The 13963-nt window shown below is 55.7% G+C and carries 11 protein-coding genes and 1 other RNA gene; 4 read left to right on the forward strand and 8 right to left on the reverse strand.

Going from position 1 to position 13963, the window contains the following annotated elements:
- Positions 1-139 precede the first annotated feature (139 nt).
- A complete protein-coding gene (locus tag QN399_RS02725; RefSeq protein ID WP_330200521.1) occupies positions 140-724 on the forward strand; it encodes a hypothetical protein in 585 nt (194 codons plus the stop codon).
- Between the two features lie 177 nt (positions 725-901).
- Here the strand turns inward: QN399_RS02725 and QN399_RS02730 are convergent, their stop codons facing one another.
- Together QN399_RS02730 and QN399_RS02735 are read right to left on the reverse strand one after the other, a co-directional pair.
- Positions 902-1861 (reverse strand): hypothetical protein, encoded by a 960-nt coding sequence (locus QN399_RS02730; RefSeq protein WP_330200522.1) that lies wholly within the window; start codon positions 1859-1861, stop codon positions 902-904.
- Positions 1862-1883: 22 nt separating this feature from the next.
- Entirely contained in the window at positions 1884-2087 is a 204-nt protein-coding gene (locus QN399_RS02735) for a hypothetical protein (protein WP_330200523.1), read from the reverse strand.
- Between the two features lie 336 nt (positions 2088-2423).
- Here QN399_RS02735 and QN399_RS02740 point away from each other — a divergent pair, with 336 nt between their 5' ends.
- Positions 2424-2993 carry a recombinase family protein gene (locus tag QN399_RS02740; protein ID WP_330200524.1) on the forward strand — a complete coding sequence of 190 codons (570 nt, stop codon included), beginning with the start codon at positions 2424-2426 and terminating at the stop codon, positions 2991-2993.
- Between the two features lie 223 nt (positions 2994-3216).
- The gene (locus tag QN399_RS02745; RefSeq protein ID WP_330200525.1) at positions 3217-3435 is read left to right on the forward strand and encodes a hypothetical protein; all 219 of its coding nucleotides are present in this window, start codon (positions 3217-3219) and stop codon (positions 3433-3435) included.
- Positions 3436-3912: 477 nt separating this feature from the next.
- Here QN399_RS02745 and ffs read toward each other — a convergent pair.
- Positions 3913-4009: signal recognition particle sRNA small type (ffs, locus tag QN399_RS02750), an RNA gene on the reverse strand.
- A 211-nt stretch (positions 4010-4220) separates the two neighbouring features.
- Here ffs and QN399_RS02755 point away from each other — a divergent pair.
- On the forward strand, positions 4221-4730 hold the full coding sequence (locus tag QN399_RS02755; RefSeq protein WP_322179907.1) for a GNAT family N-acetyltransferase: 510 nt from the start codon (positions 4221-4223) through the stop codon (positions 4728-4730).
- A gap of 17 nt (positions 4731-4747) precedes the next feature.
- Here the strand turns inward: QN399_RS02755 and QN399_RS02760 are convergent, their stop codons facing one another.
- The 5 genes from QN399_RS02760 to QN399_RS02780 all read right to left on the reverse strand — a co-directional run bounded on the left by QN399_RS02760 (position 4748) and on the right by QN399_RS02780 (position 13792).
- A complete protein-coding gene (locus QN399_RS02760) occupies positions 4748-5914 on the reverse strand; it encodes a putative zinc-binding metallopeptidase (protein ID WP_330200526.1) in 1167 nt (388 codons plus the stop codon).
- Between the two features lie 114 nt (positions 5915-6028).
- On the reverse strand, positions 6029-8389 hold the full coding sequence (ligA, locus tag QN399_RS02765; protein ID WP_322179911.1) for an NAD-dependent DNA ligase LigA: 2361 nt from the start codon (positions 8387-8389) through the stop codon (positions 6029-6031).
- A 121-nt stretch (positions 8390-8510) separates the two neighbouring features.
- Positions 8511-9365 carry a cell division protein ZipA gene (gene zipA / locus QN399_RS02770; RefSeq protein WP_322215526.1) on the reverse strand — a complete coding sequence of 285 codons (855 nt, stop codon included), beginning with the start codon at positions 9363-9365 and terminating at the stop codon, positions 8511-8513.
- Between the two features lie 274 nt (positions 9366-9639).
- Positions 9640-13128, reverse strand: a complete 3489-nt coding sequence (gene smc, locus QN399_RS02775; RefSeq protein ID WP_330200527.1) for a chromosome segregation protein SMC — start codon at positions 13126-13128, stop codon at positions 9640-9642.
- Between the two features lie 4 nt (positions 13129-13132).
- Positions 13133-13792, reverse strand: a complete 660-nt coding sequence (locus QN399_RS02780) for a GntR family transcriptional regulator (protein WP_322179917.1) — start codon at positions 13790-13792, stop codon at positions 13133-13135.
- Between the last annotated feature and the right edge of the window lie 171 nt (positions 13793-13963).

The following is a 13963-nucleotide window of genomic DNA, read 5'->3' on the forward strand; positions in this document are numbered from 1 at the left end:
TGAAAGCTGACACCGATTATGTATCGATTGGCGCTCAATTTATCCGCAATTCAGACGGATCAGTGGCGAAATCTATATCTCTCATACGTATTCGAAAAAACAAACTTCAAGCGTACTACGTACCAAGGACTTAAAAGCTATGGAAAAGCTAATGGTGTTGCTACTTGCTGGGGCCTTGCTTGCGGGGTGCGGCTTAAAAACTCGTTCAGATAGGGCAATGGATGATTTCAACGCTAAGCAACGCGACGAGTCGCTGATTCGAGCTTCCGGCGTTAGGGTAGATATTAACGAATACGATCAGTCCCACTTTGCACAAACCCATAACGTACGAGGTTTTTTGGCCGATACCAAGGCTAAGCAAGCTAAAGCATTGGACGACAAGCGGTCAAAATTTGACCAAGATTTTCCGAAGTTACTGAAGATTACCGAAGGCTGTGTACTGGGTAACTATCACCTAAGCGAGCGAGAACTCGCCCTTGTCGCTAAGCAATGTTTTCCTGACGACTTCAATCGTGGCTTGACACCATACGCATGGCGGGATGAGGTGATCAAAAAGTCGGTCGAGGATCTATCCCCACATTTCGCAAAAGTGCGCGAACAGATGAAAGCAGAAGCCCGTCAACGGGCACTGGAAGACAGGCAGCAAGCCGCACAGGATAAACGTGACCGCGAGGTCGAGGCGAAACGTGCTTACGATAACTCTCTGAGGTCATTGGTGGAGTAAGGTCACTAGCCATAGGGTTATTGACAGACTCGCGTCGGCATCTCGTTGCTGGATAAATAGCGCTGTTGCCGTTAATGGTTAACCGGTCGGGCACCTTGGAGGCGGGAGGCATTTCCTGCATTCGTAGATGGATATGCACTCACTTATGCGCAGGCGCCCTTAGCCCATTGTGAATAATTAAACACGGTAGCGCATCAGATAGACTATGAATAACGCGCACCAAAGCAAGATTTCTCCTACCGCTAGACCAATCGCTTGACTTAGCCATGGTTGGGCCGTGATACGAGCATACACAGTTACCCCGGCGAGTATAACTAGTAGGGCCGGACCACATAATATCGCCAGCCATTGCCAAAAACTGGATAGGCACTCCCATCTAAATTTAAAATCCGTGAAGAGCGGCAATCGAATAGCTGTAAAATCTTTTTTCGTTGCTTCATAAGCGAGCTTTCGCTCTTCAGCTTCCAGGGTGGCGACTTGATGTTGCGCTTTTAGCTTGGTCAACTTTTTCTGTAGAGTATTTACAATTGTGGTTTGTTCGCGAAAAGAGTCTTGAATGCTCTTGGGGTTTGATCCATAAGCATTTATCAAATCTCTAAGCTCCCTGAATTTGTCAGCATAACCCGAGTGAGCCAAGGCTGACCAAGCATAGCCAGGTCCCGTGATTTGCAACTCCACTTGCCGCGTGTCTATACGTTGGACGTGTGTGCTAACTTTGCTTTTACGCGTAGCCAATACCCCAGCGGCAGCCCCCAATGGCCCAAAAACTAGACCGCCGACAATGCCGCCGCCTAACCCACTCTTGCTGGTACTGCTGACGTTGCTTACATGTTGGAGGCTACCATGCATCGTCATTTCGGCTTTTGCCTTCTGAATACTCCCTTGATATCCGGGGATACTCAACCAAAACTCAAAAATCTTTATATCAGGCTCTGAAGCAAGCGCCTTACCTCTACCGGATTGGAGATCATCTAAGCGAATGGTCGCACACTTCAGATCTTCGCCTACAGCCACTATAGTGCTGGCGACTTCACGATGTTTTGCAATCGCGTCCTTGAGGTTTCTTTTCTTTAAATGCATATCCGTGCGAAGCATCATTGCAGAGTCTTGCCGAAGTTCAATTTCTTGGCTGTCCATCAATCACTTCCCTGCGTATTGGTTAACGCAATCCTTTCGATGCAGTAATTTTCTTTAGTTCGTCATAAATCCCGCTCAAAACGAGCCAGACACCAGCAAGAACTGCTCCAGCGACAAACCCTCCCAGCCCCCCTAATACGCCATAGCCTGCATAACCAACGAAAGCCGCGATGGCGATTGCGAGATAGCACAGGTAGTCGTTCAACCGAATAATTCCGTCCTTCATAGCAGCTTCCTTGCGATAACTTGAGAGTGTCAGAGTGCCATCACCGGGCAGGTGTTCGCAAGCTTCAGAGATGAACAGGGCTCTACCGCGATGCTGTCGTATGGGCACGACTTGAGTGCAGCCAAGATTTTTCTTCCAAGCGAGAGGAATCGCCCCGTTTTATGACTTCCGCTGAGCGCTAAGTTTCGTTGAGCTCGCGCTGTAGCTGGTATCATCAAACGACCGTTAAACGATACCAATCTGACGGGCGGCATAAGGAATCATAAATATAGGCTTTCAGCATTGTTGATACCTTGGTACACTGATACCACGTTAAACGATACTGGAGCTAACATCATGTCACGCACCTTCCTCTACTGCCGAGTAAGCACCGCTCTTCAGTTCACTGAAAACCAAGTTCAGGAAGTCAAAGCGGCTGGCTTCGATGTGCAGGCCGGTCGGGTAGTAGAAGAAACGGTATCAGGTAGCGTTGCTGCGAAGGAACGAGCAGGCTTTCAGAAGCTGTTGGAGCGTATGGAATCGGGTGATGTGCTGATCGTTACCAAGCTTGATAGATTGGGGCGTAACGCAATGGATGTACGCCAGACCGTTGAGCATCTGGCATCTACCGGCATCCGCGTTCATTGCCTAGCCCTTGGTGGTGTAGACCTCACTAGTGCAGCAGGCAAGATGACCATGCAGGTGCTAGGGGCAGTGGCTGAGTTTGAACGTGACTTGCTAATTGAACGCACACAGCAAGGGTTGATTCGTGCAAAGGCTGAAGGTAAGAAGCTGGGAAGACCCGAAGCGACAAACACCACAACCTTGGTGCAGAAGCTCAAGGCTAGAGACATGACGCAAGCTCAAGTAGCTCAAGAGTTGAAGCTTGGCATTGCTACTGTCAAGCGTCACTGGAACAAGGCCTGACGTGCCTATTAGCACGCGTTTTACGACACTTCCAGACGTTTAAAGCCCTGACTCACCTCCTAGCAGGGGGCGGCTTAAGAACGTCTTTATGACCCTAGATATTTGATAATCGTCCTGCATCTATAGCTGGTAGCCAAATACCTTGCTTGATGCATCGGCGCCTTTCCTTGAATACCAAAAAGCAATAGCATTGCGCCACCTCACAAAATGCAAGGGATGCCCAATGGCACATGAAGTCAAGATCAATATGCAATCTATGCTGGTACAACGCCAAGACGTAGAAATTGATGTAAAAAAAGATGGCGGCAAGCTCGGAACTATTCTCATAAGCCAAGGCAACATCGAATGGCTTCCATCAGGAAACCATGTAAATAAATATAATCTCACTTGGACTCAATTTTCTGAGTTTATGGCAGAGCACGGTACACTTAAGAGGATGTAACGCTTCCTATCGGTATGTGAGCCCTGAGCCCTGAGCCCTGCAAGCTAGGGCTTTCTTGAAAAACAGAAAGGAGGCCTTGCCATCAAACGAAAGCCAATTTTCATGGGGGCTATCTGACGTCTAGAGTCTTGCAAGCTGCAAATCCAATCCATACTATGCCCTCTCACACAAAGTATAAAAAGCACCGTTAAAGCACTCGATATTCGGAGAAGCTTGAAGAGGCTGCCGTCTAAAATCCAGATATTGCTTGATACCGTTACGAAATAGCTGATATTTCACAGCATTTTTCTGGCAACGCAATGTGCTGACTGACGACTAAAAATAGTGGGGGAGGTAAAACCAGCTTGGCGACAGATACTTGAGCGAGCTAGGATGGCGACTACGATGCACCACTTAGGTGTACCTAAACGCTGTCACACTTCAAGATTTTTGACTGATAAATCCTTTTAAAATCAAGGATTTGCGTTATGGAGGCAACCCCACCAGCCACACCCCGGCACACAATGTTCCCGCTGTGGCTGCTTCCTTCCGGATCTGACCAGGTTCACGGGTAATCGTTGCGGGGGGACCGATGGGGTCACCATAACGACGTTCACCTGACGGCGAACGGCGCCATTGTACCGGTCTGGCGAGAAGTTACAACCGTTGGTTTTGGATTAAAAATCCGAGGGGGCTCAAGCACTTGTGTGGCAGAGGCTGGCGGCTGTGTACGGTGGGCCCGACGTTGGGGCTTTTGCGTTACCCTATTCGGCCGTGACGCGATGCGTCCTCGCAGGATTCGATCGATGCAAACTAAATTGGTCTGTTATGAAGACCTGTCGGTTGTTCAACGCCAGCAATTGCAACACCTTGAAGTGCTGCCGGAGCAGAAGGCTTTTTCCGGGGATATCTACAGCGCACTGAATGCCCTGCAGGGTAAACCGAATGACGATATCAAGGGTTTTGTACTGATTGCCGACGACTATCCCATCGGTTTTTTTATGCTAAAGCGCGGGCCGTATTTACCGCACTGGGCAGATCAGGATGCCGCCACCCTGCATGCCTTGCAGATCGACCGCAGGATGCAGGGTCATGGCCTGGGGAGAGTCTGCTTGCAGGCGGTCCCGGACATGGCACGCTCGGTGTGGCCAGATGTGGCGCAGTTGATGCTGTCGGTGGATACGGACAATCAGGCGGCGCTTGGCCTGTATCTTGGTCAGGGCTGGGTCGATACGGGGGAAGCGTATCGGGGGCGGATTGGTTATGAGCGGCGGCTGTCGTTGGCATTGCGGGATGGCGCTACCGAGCGTCTATAAGGGGTGTGCGTGCCCCCTCACTGCGCCTGTAGCACCTCGTCCGCCCTGCCCCCGGCTTGCTGAATAACCAAGTGAATGAAGTGCAGCTTGGTAATGACTGCCGGAGACAGAACGAATGGGTAAAAGTCGGGTTGCCCCATGCTCCGGGACAGTTCGTTGAGCATCCCCGCCAGTTCGATCCAGGCGTTGACGAATGAGAGGAACGCAGGACCGCCGGGGTGCTGGGGGTCGTAGAGAGCTTCCAACGTGAATGGCGGATAGTCGAAGTCCATATCCCGTGCGCTCATGCCAAAACCGAGGGCGGTGTCGACGGCATCCATCATGTGCAGGTAGTGGGCCCAGGTTTCAGCCCAGTCTTCCCAAGGATGCATGGTGGCGTAGGCGCTGACAAAACCCTGTTGCCAGTCAGCCGGCGCGCCTTTCTGGTAGTGGTGCTCAAGAGCATCGGCATAACTGGCGCGCTCGTCGCCGAACAGGGTGCGATAAGCATTTTCCCATGGGCTGTCGGGGATCAGACGATCCCAATAGTAGTGACCCACTTCGTGCCGAAAATGCCCGAGCAAGGTCCGATACGGCTCGTGCATCTGCACGCGCATGGCTTCGCGGTGGGCGTCGTCGGCCTCTTCGATGTTGAGAGTGATCAAGCCGTTGGCGTGACCGGTGGAGGGGCACTTGCCTTCCTGGTCGACGCCAACGAAATCAAATGCCAAGCCAGTATCTTCGTCCTGCGCTTTTGGAATCACCTGCAAACCCAGCGCGATCAATTGCGCGACAAGGCGACGTTTGGCGGTTTCGACTTTGCACCAGCGATCCGGGTTTTCCGGAATCGACAGGTCGGGAATGGTTCGATTGAGGCTGCACGCGATGCAGAACTCACCCTGGTTGTGCGCAGGAAACAGCCAGTTGCAGGCAGCAGGCGTGTCCAGGTTGGCGCAACGCCTGTAAAGCTCCAGGCCGGGTTCGTCGCTCAAGCGCCAGGTGCCTTGATCAGGCCCCGACTCGAGCGCGGCCAGCCGACCCTGCTCCGGCAAATAGCCCAGCGCTGCAGAACAGGCCAGGCACCGGGTATTAGGGAAGAAGATCGACTGTCCACAGTGGCACTGCCAGACCTTGCTATTACGTTTGGTCTCGCCCACGAACGGCGCGGCAATGCGGGAGCTGAGTTGCTCGAAGAAGCGGTACATGACGATCTCCTTTTGGCGTACTAGCACTGGATCATGAATTGCATGACCGATTCCGTGTACATGAGGGTGAACCATGGCGCCCCCTTCGCAGACAAGTCAGCTCCTACAGATCTGTCAGCTCACTTCAATATTGTGTTTCTTCAGAAACACCACAAACGCTTCTTCATCCAACACTTTTAGCCCCAGTTCATTGGCCTTGGTCAATTTCGAGCCCGCACCAGGCCCGGCGACGACGGTGTGGGTTTTTGCTGAGACTGAGCCTGAGACTTTAGCGCCGAGGCTTTCGAGTTTTTCCTTGGCGATGTCGCGGCTCATCAGCTCCAGGGACCCGGTCAGGACCCAGGTTTGCCCAGCCAGCGGCAGGCCTTCGACGACTTTTTTCTCGCTCTGCCAATGCATGCCGAAGTCTTCGAGTTGCGCCTCGATCTCCAGTGCACGCTGGACGTGCTCTTTGATGTCGAAGAAATCACGCACGGCTTTCGCCTGTTTCTCGGCCAAGGCCTGACGCATGTCCAGCCAGTCGGCGTCGATGATGCCTTGCAGCGAGCCAAATTTGTCCGCCAGTTTTTGCGCTGCACCCGGCCCAATCGCAGGGATGTGCAGTTTGTCGATCATGCCCGCCAAGGTAGTACTGGCTGCGAATTCAGCACCCAGCTCGCCCTGATCCTGCAATTCCAGACCGCGCTCAAGCAATTGCTCGATGACCTTGATGTTGTGGCCATCCCTGAAGAAGCTGTGGATCTCATAGGCGACTTCCAGCCCGACATCCGGCAAATACGTCAACACTTCCGGCAGCGCCTGTTTAATGCGCTCCAGCGAGGCCAAAGAGCGCGCCAGTACCTTGGCGGTCTCTTCGCCAACGTCGGGAATGCCCAACGCATAGATGAAACGCGCCAGGGTTGGTTTTTTGCTGTCGCTAATGGCCCTGAGCAGCTTGTTGCTGGAGACCTCGGCAAACCCCTCAAGGCCGACGATCTGTTCGAACTTCAAGGTATAGAGGTCAGCCGGGGATGACACCAGCCCTTCATCCACCAACTGCTCGACGCTCTTGTCACCCAAGCCGTCGATGTCCATCGCCCGACGGGACACGAAGTGGATGATCGCTTGTTTGAGTTGCGCGCGGCAGGCCAGTCGACCGACGCAACGGTACACGGCGCCCTCGCTGATGGTTTCCTTGCCTTTGCTGCGTTTGACCAGCTGCGTACGCTCGACCCGAGAACCACAGACCGGGCAGGTTTCTGGAATATGCACCGGACGCGCGTTATCTGGGCGGCGGTCCAGGACGACCTGCATCACTTGCGGGATGACGTCGCCGGCGCGACGAATGATCACCGTGTCGCCGATCATCAAGCCCAGACGCGCCACTTCGTCCATGTTGTGCAGCGTGGCGTTCGCGACAGTAACACCCGCAACCTTGACCGGTTTGAGGCGCGCGACCGGAGTGACTGCACCGGTGCGGCCAACCTGGAATTCCACGTCAAGCAGTTCGGTGAGTTCTTCCATGGCCGGGAATTTGTGGGCGATGGCCCAACGCGGTTCGCGGGCACGGAAACCCAGCTCGCGCTGAGAGGCCAGGTTATTGACCTTGAACACTACACCGTCGATTTCGTAGGGCAGCGACAAGCGCCGCTCGCCAATATCGCGGTAGTAATCCTGGCACTCGTCTATGCCGTTAGCCAACTTCAGCTCATGGCTGACAGGGATGCCCCATTGCTTGAGCTTTTCCATGTTGCCGATATGGGTGTCGGCGAACTCTTCCGACACCTGACCCAAGCCGTAGCAGCAAAATTCCAGCGGACGGTTGGCGGTGATCTTCGAGTCCAGCTGACGCAAGCTGCCGGCCGCAGCATTACGTGGGTTGGCGAAGGTTTTACCGCCGACTTCCAGCTGTCCGGCATTAAGCCGTTCAAAGCCTGCTTTGGACATGAACACTTCGCCACGCACTTCCAGGGTTTGCGGCCAGCCGCTGCCGTGAAGCTTGAGCGGGATATTGCGTACGGTACGTACGTTGACGCTGATGTCTTCGCCGGTAGTGCCATCACCACGGGTCGCACCGCGAACCAGCGAGCCATTCTGGTACAACAGACTGACCGCCAGGCCGTCGAGTTTCGGTTCACAGCTGTACTGAACGTGAGCGCCGTCGCCGAACAGGTCGCCCACCGGCAGGTCCAGGCCTTCGACGACACGGCGGTCGAATTCACGCATGTCGTTTTCGTCGAAAGCATTACCCAGACTGAGCATGGGAATTTCGTGACGCACCTGGGTAAATGCCGACAGCGCTGCGCTACCGACCCGTTGAGTCGGTGAATCAGGCGTTATCAGCTGCGGGTTCTCGGCTTCCAGCGCCTTGAGCTCTTGGAACAGGCGGTCGTACTCGACGTCGGGGATGCTCGGCTCGTCAAGGACGTGGTAGCGGTAGTTGTGCTGCTCCAGTGCTGCGCGCAGTTCCAGGATTCGGGTTTCGACGGCGGTCATACGTGTTCTCTCGAAAAGCAAAAAAGCAGCCGAAGCTGCTCAATGTTGATTCGCCACCGCAGGAAGGTCGTTCCGACCTTCTCGCGGGCAAGCGCGCTCCTACAGGTTAAGCGGCGCGTATTTAGCGGCGCTGGGTCAATGCACGGCGTTCGAATTCGGCGATGCGCTGGCGGTAGTGTTCAATGGTCTGCGCGGTCATGACGCTGCGCTGATCATCTTTCAATTCACCGTTGAGTTCGTGGGCCAGTTTGCGAGCAGCGGCCACCATGACGTCGAAGGCCTGTTTCGGATGACGCGGGCCGGGCAAGCCAAGGAAGAAACTCACGGCGCGGGTGCTGAAGTGATCGATATCGTCGAGATCGAACACGCCCGGCTTGACCGCGTTGGCCATGGAGAACAGTACTTCGCCGTTGCCGGCCATGCTCTCGTGGCGATGGAAAATATCCATCTCGCCGAAACGCAAACCACTTTCCAAAATGTTCTGCAGCAACGCAGGACCCTTGAAGCCACTTTCGTCGCGGCAGATCACACTAATCACCAGCACTTCTTCAACGGGCGGCAGATCTTCGGTACGGCGCGTCGTATCGTCTGCACGTCGCCCAGGCTTGTTCTCGTCCGGAAAGTCTTCGTCGCGACCGGCGTGCAGGCTTGGCCCGTCCAGATCGAGATTCAGATTCAGGTCGCCCTGATGCGGTTCGTCCTTGCGTTTGCGCTTGGCATCACGCGGGGTGACGTTCACCGACGGCAGATCGTGCTCATCCAATTGCGGTTCTTTCTGGTTGTCCAGCACACGCGGCGGCCCCAAGAGCTCGGCGGAAGTGGCTTCGTCGTCATCCGGCAGATTGGAGAAGCTTCGGTCCAGCCTGAATTTCAATTTACCCTTGCCGCCGCGCATCCGGCGCCAGCCATCAAAAAGAATACCGGCAATGACAATAATGCCGATGACGATCAGCCACTCGCGCAGACCGATTTCCATGTAATCCAGTGCCTCTAATAAAAATGCTGAGAAATAAGGGCCGAAACCCCTTTAAAACGTGGCGCCAACTCTATGTTCTGACAGGCGTTTTACCCACGCAAAAGAAAAAGTGGTGATTAAACTAGCACGACCAAAGATAACTTTACACCGTCTGTTGCAAAGGGCCGGCCGCTCAAAAGTGGTCAAACGGCTTCAGACGCTTGATAACACCATGCATTCCCATAGCAAAGGGGCCACTAAAACGCCATTTCCCTTGCTGTACAAGGCCTGCACGCTAGGCATCCACCAGCGCCATCGCTTCCTCCACGTCTACCGCAACCAATCGCGAGCACCCAGGCTCGTGCATGGTGACCCCCATCAACTGGTCTGCCATCTCCATGGCAATCTTGTTGTGGGTGATGTAGATAAATTGCACCGTCTGCGACATATCCTTCACGAGTCGGGCGTAACGTCCTACGTTAGCGTCGTCCAGCGGTGCGTCAACCTCGTCGAGCATGCAAAACGGTGCCGGGTTCAACTTGAAAATGGCAAAAACCAGCGCCAAGGCAGTCAGGGCCTTTTCACCACCGGACAGCAAATGGATGGTGCTGTTCTTCTTGCCAGGTGGCCGCGCCATGATAGTCACACCTGTATCGAGTAAATCTTCGCCCGTCAGTTCCAAGTAAGCGCTGCCACCACCGAAAACTTTTGGGAAAAGTGCCTGTAAACCGCTATTTATCTGATCAAAGGTCTCTTTGAAACGATTACGCGTTTCCTTATCAATCTTGCGAATGACGTTTTCCAGGGTATCCAGCGCTTCGACCAAGTCGGCATTCTGCGCATCCAGATAACGTTTACGCTCGGATTGTTGCTGGTATTCGTCGATGGCCGCGAGGTTGATCGCACCGAGGCGTTGAATACGCTGGGCAATGCGCTCCAACTCTTCTTCCGCGTGTTTTTCGTTGGCCTCGCTGGTCAGCGTAGCCAACACGCCATGCAGGTCGTAGCCGTCTTCGAGCAATTGGTCCTGCAGGGTTTTGCGCCGCACCGTGAGCGCCTGCCATTCCATGCGTTGCTGCTCGAGCTGGCCGCGCACCAGTTGCGATTGCTGTTCGGCCTGAGTGCGGCGTTTCTCGGCATCGCGCAGTTCACGGTCGGCGTCTTCCAGCGCCATTTTTGCCAGACGCATCTCGTCGTCGACAGCCATGCGTTTTTCCAGCAACTCTTCGAGCTTGAGGCGCAGTTCTTCGAGCGGCGCCTCGCCCTCTTCCAGATTAAGGCTTAGCTGCTCGCGTTTTTCGTTCAGACGCTCGGACTGCAACTCCAGCCGCTCAAGGGCCTGTCGGGTGGAATCGTGCTGCGCCTTGAGCGACCCTAGACGCACCGCCAATTGATGGGCGTGGTCCTTATGCTGACGGGCTTCCTGACGCACCCGGTCGAGGCGTTCGCGCAGGCTGTCGCGCTGAGCCAGGAGCAACTCACGCTGTTCGGTGTCGATGGCCATGCTGTCCAGCGCGCCCTGCAATTGCAGGCGAGACTCGCCGAGCTGTTCGTGTTCGATGGCGCGTTGCTCGCCCAATTCGCCCAGCTCTTCGTCCAGACGCGTGCGGCGCAGGGTCAATTGTTCAACCTTGGCTTTGCCAGCAGATAGCTGCGCCTTGAGTTCGCCTTGCTGACGCGCTTCATCCTGTAAACGCCGACGCAGCTGCTCGCGGGTGTCTTCTTGCTGCAACTGCTGCTCACGCAGGGTGACAAGCTGCTCTTCAAGGGCGCCCAGGGTGGCTTCGCGCTCCTCACGCTCCAGCCCCAGGCGCTGCAACTCCTGACCGCGAGCGAGCACTCCGCTTTCTGCTTCACTGGCGCGGCGCACCCTTAGAAAATGCCGACCGACCCAGTAACCGTCGCGGCTGATCAGACTCTGCCCTGCCCCAAGCTGACCGCGCAAGGCTAAGGCGTCTTCAAGACTGTCTACCGGTTTGACCTGACCCAGCCACGCCGACAAATCGACCGACGCTTCAACCTTGTCCAGCAAACTGCCAGGAATTCGCATCACGTCGGCCGACGGGCTGAGCAGGCGCAGGTCGCCCTGTTCGAAACCCGCAAGATCCAGTCCAGCGAAGTCATCCACCAGCACCGCTTGCAGGTCGGCACCGAGCACGGTTTCCACCGCCAGCTCCCAGCCCGACTCGACCCGCAGGCCTTCAGCCAGTCGCGGGTGCTCGGTCAGTTGCTGTTCACGCAGCCACTCAGCAGTACCGGTGCCCGGATCGAGCGCCGCTTGTTGCAAGGCTTCCAGCGAGGCCAGCCGACCGTTAAGGCGCTGTAGATCGCCCTGAGCCTGCTGCTGTGCCTGATTGGCTTGATGCAGCTCTCCGCGCAGTTGTTCCAGGCGCTCGACCAACTGTTCTTCGCTGGCGTGCAACTCTTCCAGGGTCATTTCGCGGGTGGCGAGTTCTTCGCTGAGTTCAAGAATGGCCGCGTCTTCCGGGTCTGCGGCGAGCAACTGTCGCTCTTCGCCCAAACGCCGTTGCCGTTCGCCCAATCGCTCCATACTGCTTTCCAGCTGCTGGATGCGCGACTGCTGCACTTCGGCCTGACGCCGCGGTTCGGCAGAGTCCAGATTGAACGCGTCCCACTTCTCCTGCCAGCCGTGCATGGTGCTTTCGGAGTCCTCCAGCGCTGCGGTGGATTCTTCGGCGGCTGCGCTGGTGATTTCCTGTTCGGGCTCGAGCATTTCCAGCTCTTCGCCTAGCGTCGCCAGCAAGGTGCGGTCGTGGCCCAGATGCGACTCTGTTTCCAGCCGCGCGCGTTCCGACTCGCGCAGGTCGTCCTGCAACTGACGCAAACGCTGCTGGCCGTGCTGGATACTTTGCTCGACCCTGGCAATATCGCCGCCCACGGAATAGAAACGGCCCTGCACCAGATTGAAGCGCTCGGACAGGTCGTGATGACCGTCGCGCAGACGTTCAATGCTGGCGTCGGCATTGCGTTGCTCAGCCATCAGTGCTTCGAAACCGACTTCCTGATTGCCGATCACCGCTTCGCGCTGGCCGACTTGCTCATTCAACGCCTGCCAGCGCAGAGCCGACAGTTGTGCCTTGAGTTGACGCTCTTCGCCTTTGTATTCCTGGTACTTCTCAGCCGCCTGCGCCTGACGGTGCAAACGGTCGAGCTGGCGTTCCAGTTCGTCGCGCAGGTCGGTCAGGCGGGCCAGGTTTTCATGAGTGCGGCGGATACGGTTTTCAGTCTCGCGCCGACGCTCTTTGTACTTGGAGATGCCGGCGGCTTCTTCGATGAAGTTACGCAGCTCTTCAGGCTTGGACTCGATCAGCTTGGAGATCATCCCTTGCTCAATGATCGAGTAGCTGCGCGGGCCCAACCCCGTGCCGAGGAAGATGTCGGTGATGTCACGACGACGGCATTTGGTGCCGTTGAGGAAGTACGTATTCTGGCTGTCGCGGGTGACTTTTCGGCGAATGGAGATTTCCGCGTAGCTGGCGTATTCGCCCACCAGGGTGCCATCGGAGTTGTCGAATACCAGCTCGATGCTGGCCTGACTGACGGGCTTGCGACTGGTTGAGCCGTTGAAGATGACGTCGGTCATCGATTCGCCGCGCAGGTTCTTCGCCGAACTTTCGCCCATCACCCAACGCACGGCGTCGATGATGTTGGATTTTCCGCAGCCGTTGGGGCCTACCACCGCCGCCATGTTACTCGGGAAGTTGACGGTGGTCGGGTCCACGAAGGATTTGAACCCGGCCAGCCTGATGCACTTGAGCCGCATAGGGTCAGCCTGCAGTCAGGGCGGACAGTACCAACTTGCAACTGCGCTCGACATAGCTGCTCAGCACATTACGAATCTGCGCATGGTCGCGCGCCACGACCGAGTCGAGCAGTTGCGCGAACAGGGTCAGGTACTCGCTCATTTCCGCCTTGCGTTGGTCCAGCGCCAGGTAATAGTTACGGCTCATGGACGGCTGCAGGTTTTCGACTGTTTCTTGCAGGTACGGGTTATTGGCGAACGGGTAAGCGGCGCGCATTACGTTGAAGCTCTCTTCAACGAACATTTTCACGTCCTGAAGCTCGTAGCTGGCGGTCAGGCGCTGCTGAACCCGCAAAAACGGCGCAAGATCAGCATGCGTTTCCCAACGATTGGCCACGGCATTGGCAAGCAGGATGTACAGCTCGCCCATCAGCGCGCACAGGCTTTCAACGTTGTGCGCGTTAAGTTCGGTCACTTGGGCGCCACGACGCGGCAGGATCACGATCAGGTGGCGGCGCTCGAGAATCAGCAAGGCTTCACGCACCGAACCACGACTGACACTCAATGCTTGAGTGACTTTTTGCTCTTGAATGCGCTCACCCGGCTTGAGCTCGCCACGAACGATCCGTTCTGCGAGGTGGTGAGCGATTTGCTCGGCGAGGCTATCCGGCGCCTTGAACGTCATGGTTTTCCTTCAACTTCGGCTAAATCATACAAGCCGCGCAGTGTATCGCAATGGGCAGCCATGGCGCAGGGCCATGGGGGTTGAATCTGGCACGAAATAAGCAATTCTTTGAGCACTGGTCGGCAATTTTGTTACCGATCAGGCACACCGTTAATCGGCAAAACCGGGAAA

Source organism: Pseudomonas sp. 10C3 (genome assembly GCF_036346185.1).
Lineage (GTDB): Bacteria > Pseudomonadota > Gammaproteobacteria > Pseudomonadales > Pseudomonadaceae > Aquipseudomonas.

Bases quoted from the DNA above. Each gene is read 5' to 3' on its own strand.
- zipA (WP_322215526.1), bottom strand. From the start codon at position 9,365: ATGGAAATCGGTCTGCGCGAGTGGCTGATCGTCATCGGCATTATTGTC.
- QN399_RS02740 (WP_330200524.1), top strand. From the start codon at position 2,424: ATGTCACGCACCTTCCTCTACTGCCGAGTAAGCACCGCTCTTCAGTTC.
- QN399_RS02745 (WP_330200525.1), top strand. From the start codon at position 3,217: ATGGCACATGAAGTCAAGATCAATATGCAATCTATGCTGGTACAACGC.
- QN399_RS02735 (WP_330200523.1), bottom strand. From the start codon at position 2,087: ATGAAGGACGGAATTATTCGGTTGAACGACTACCTGTGCTATCTCGCA.
- QN399_RS02760 (WP_330200526.1), bottom strand. From the start codon at position 5,914: ATGTACCGCTTCTTCGAGCAACTCAGCTCCCGCATTGCCGCGCCGTTC.
- QN399_RS02780 (WP_322179917.1), bottom strand. From the start codon at position 13,792: ATGACGTTCAAGGCGCCGGATAGCCTCGCCGAGCAAATCGCTCACCAC.
- ligA (WP_322179911.1), bottom strand. From the start codon at position 8,389: ATGACCGCCGTCGAAACCCGAATCCTGGAACTGCGCGCAGCACTGGAG.
- QN399_RS02730 (WP_330200522.1), bottom strand. From the start codon at position 1,861: ATGGACAGCCAAGAAATTGAACTTCGGCAAGACTCTGCAATGATGCTT.
- QN399_RS02725 (WP_330200521.1), top strand. From the start codon at position 140: ATGGAAAAGCTAATGGTGTTGCTACTTGCTGGGGCCTTGCTTGCGGGG.
- smc (WP_330200527.1), bottom strand. From the start codon at position 13,128: ATGCGGCTCAAGTGCATCAGGCTGGCCGGGTTCAAATCCTTCGTGGAC.
- QN399_RS02755 (WP_322179907.1), top strand. From the start codon at position 4,221: ATGCAAACTAAATTGGTCTGTTATGAAGACCTGTCGGTTGTTCAACGC.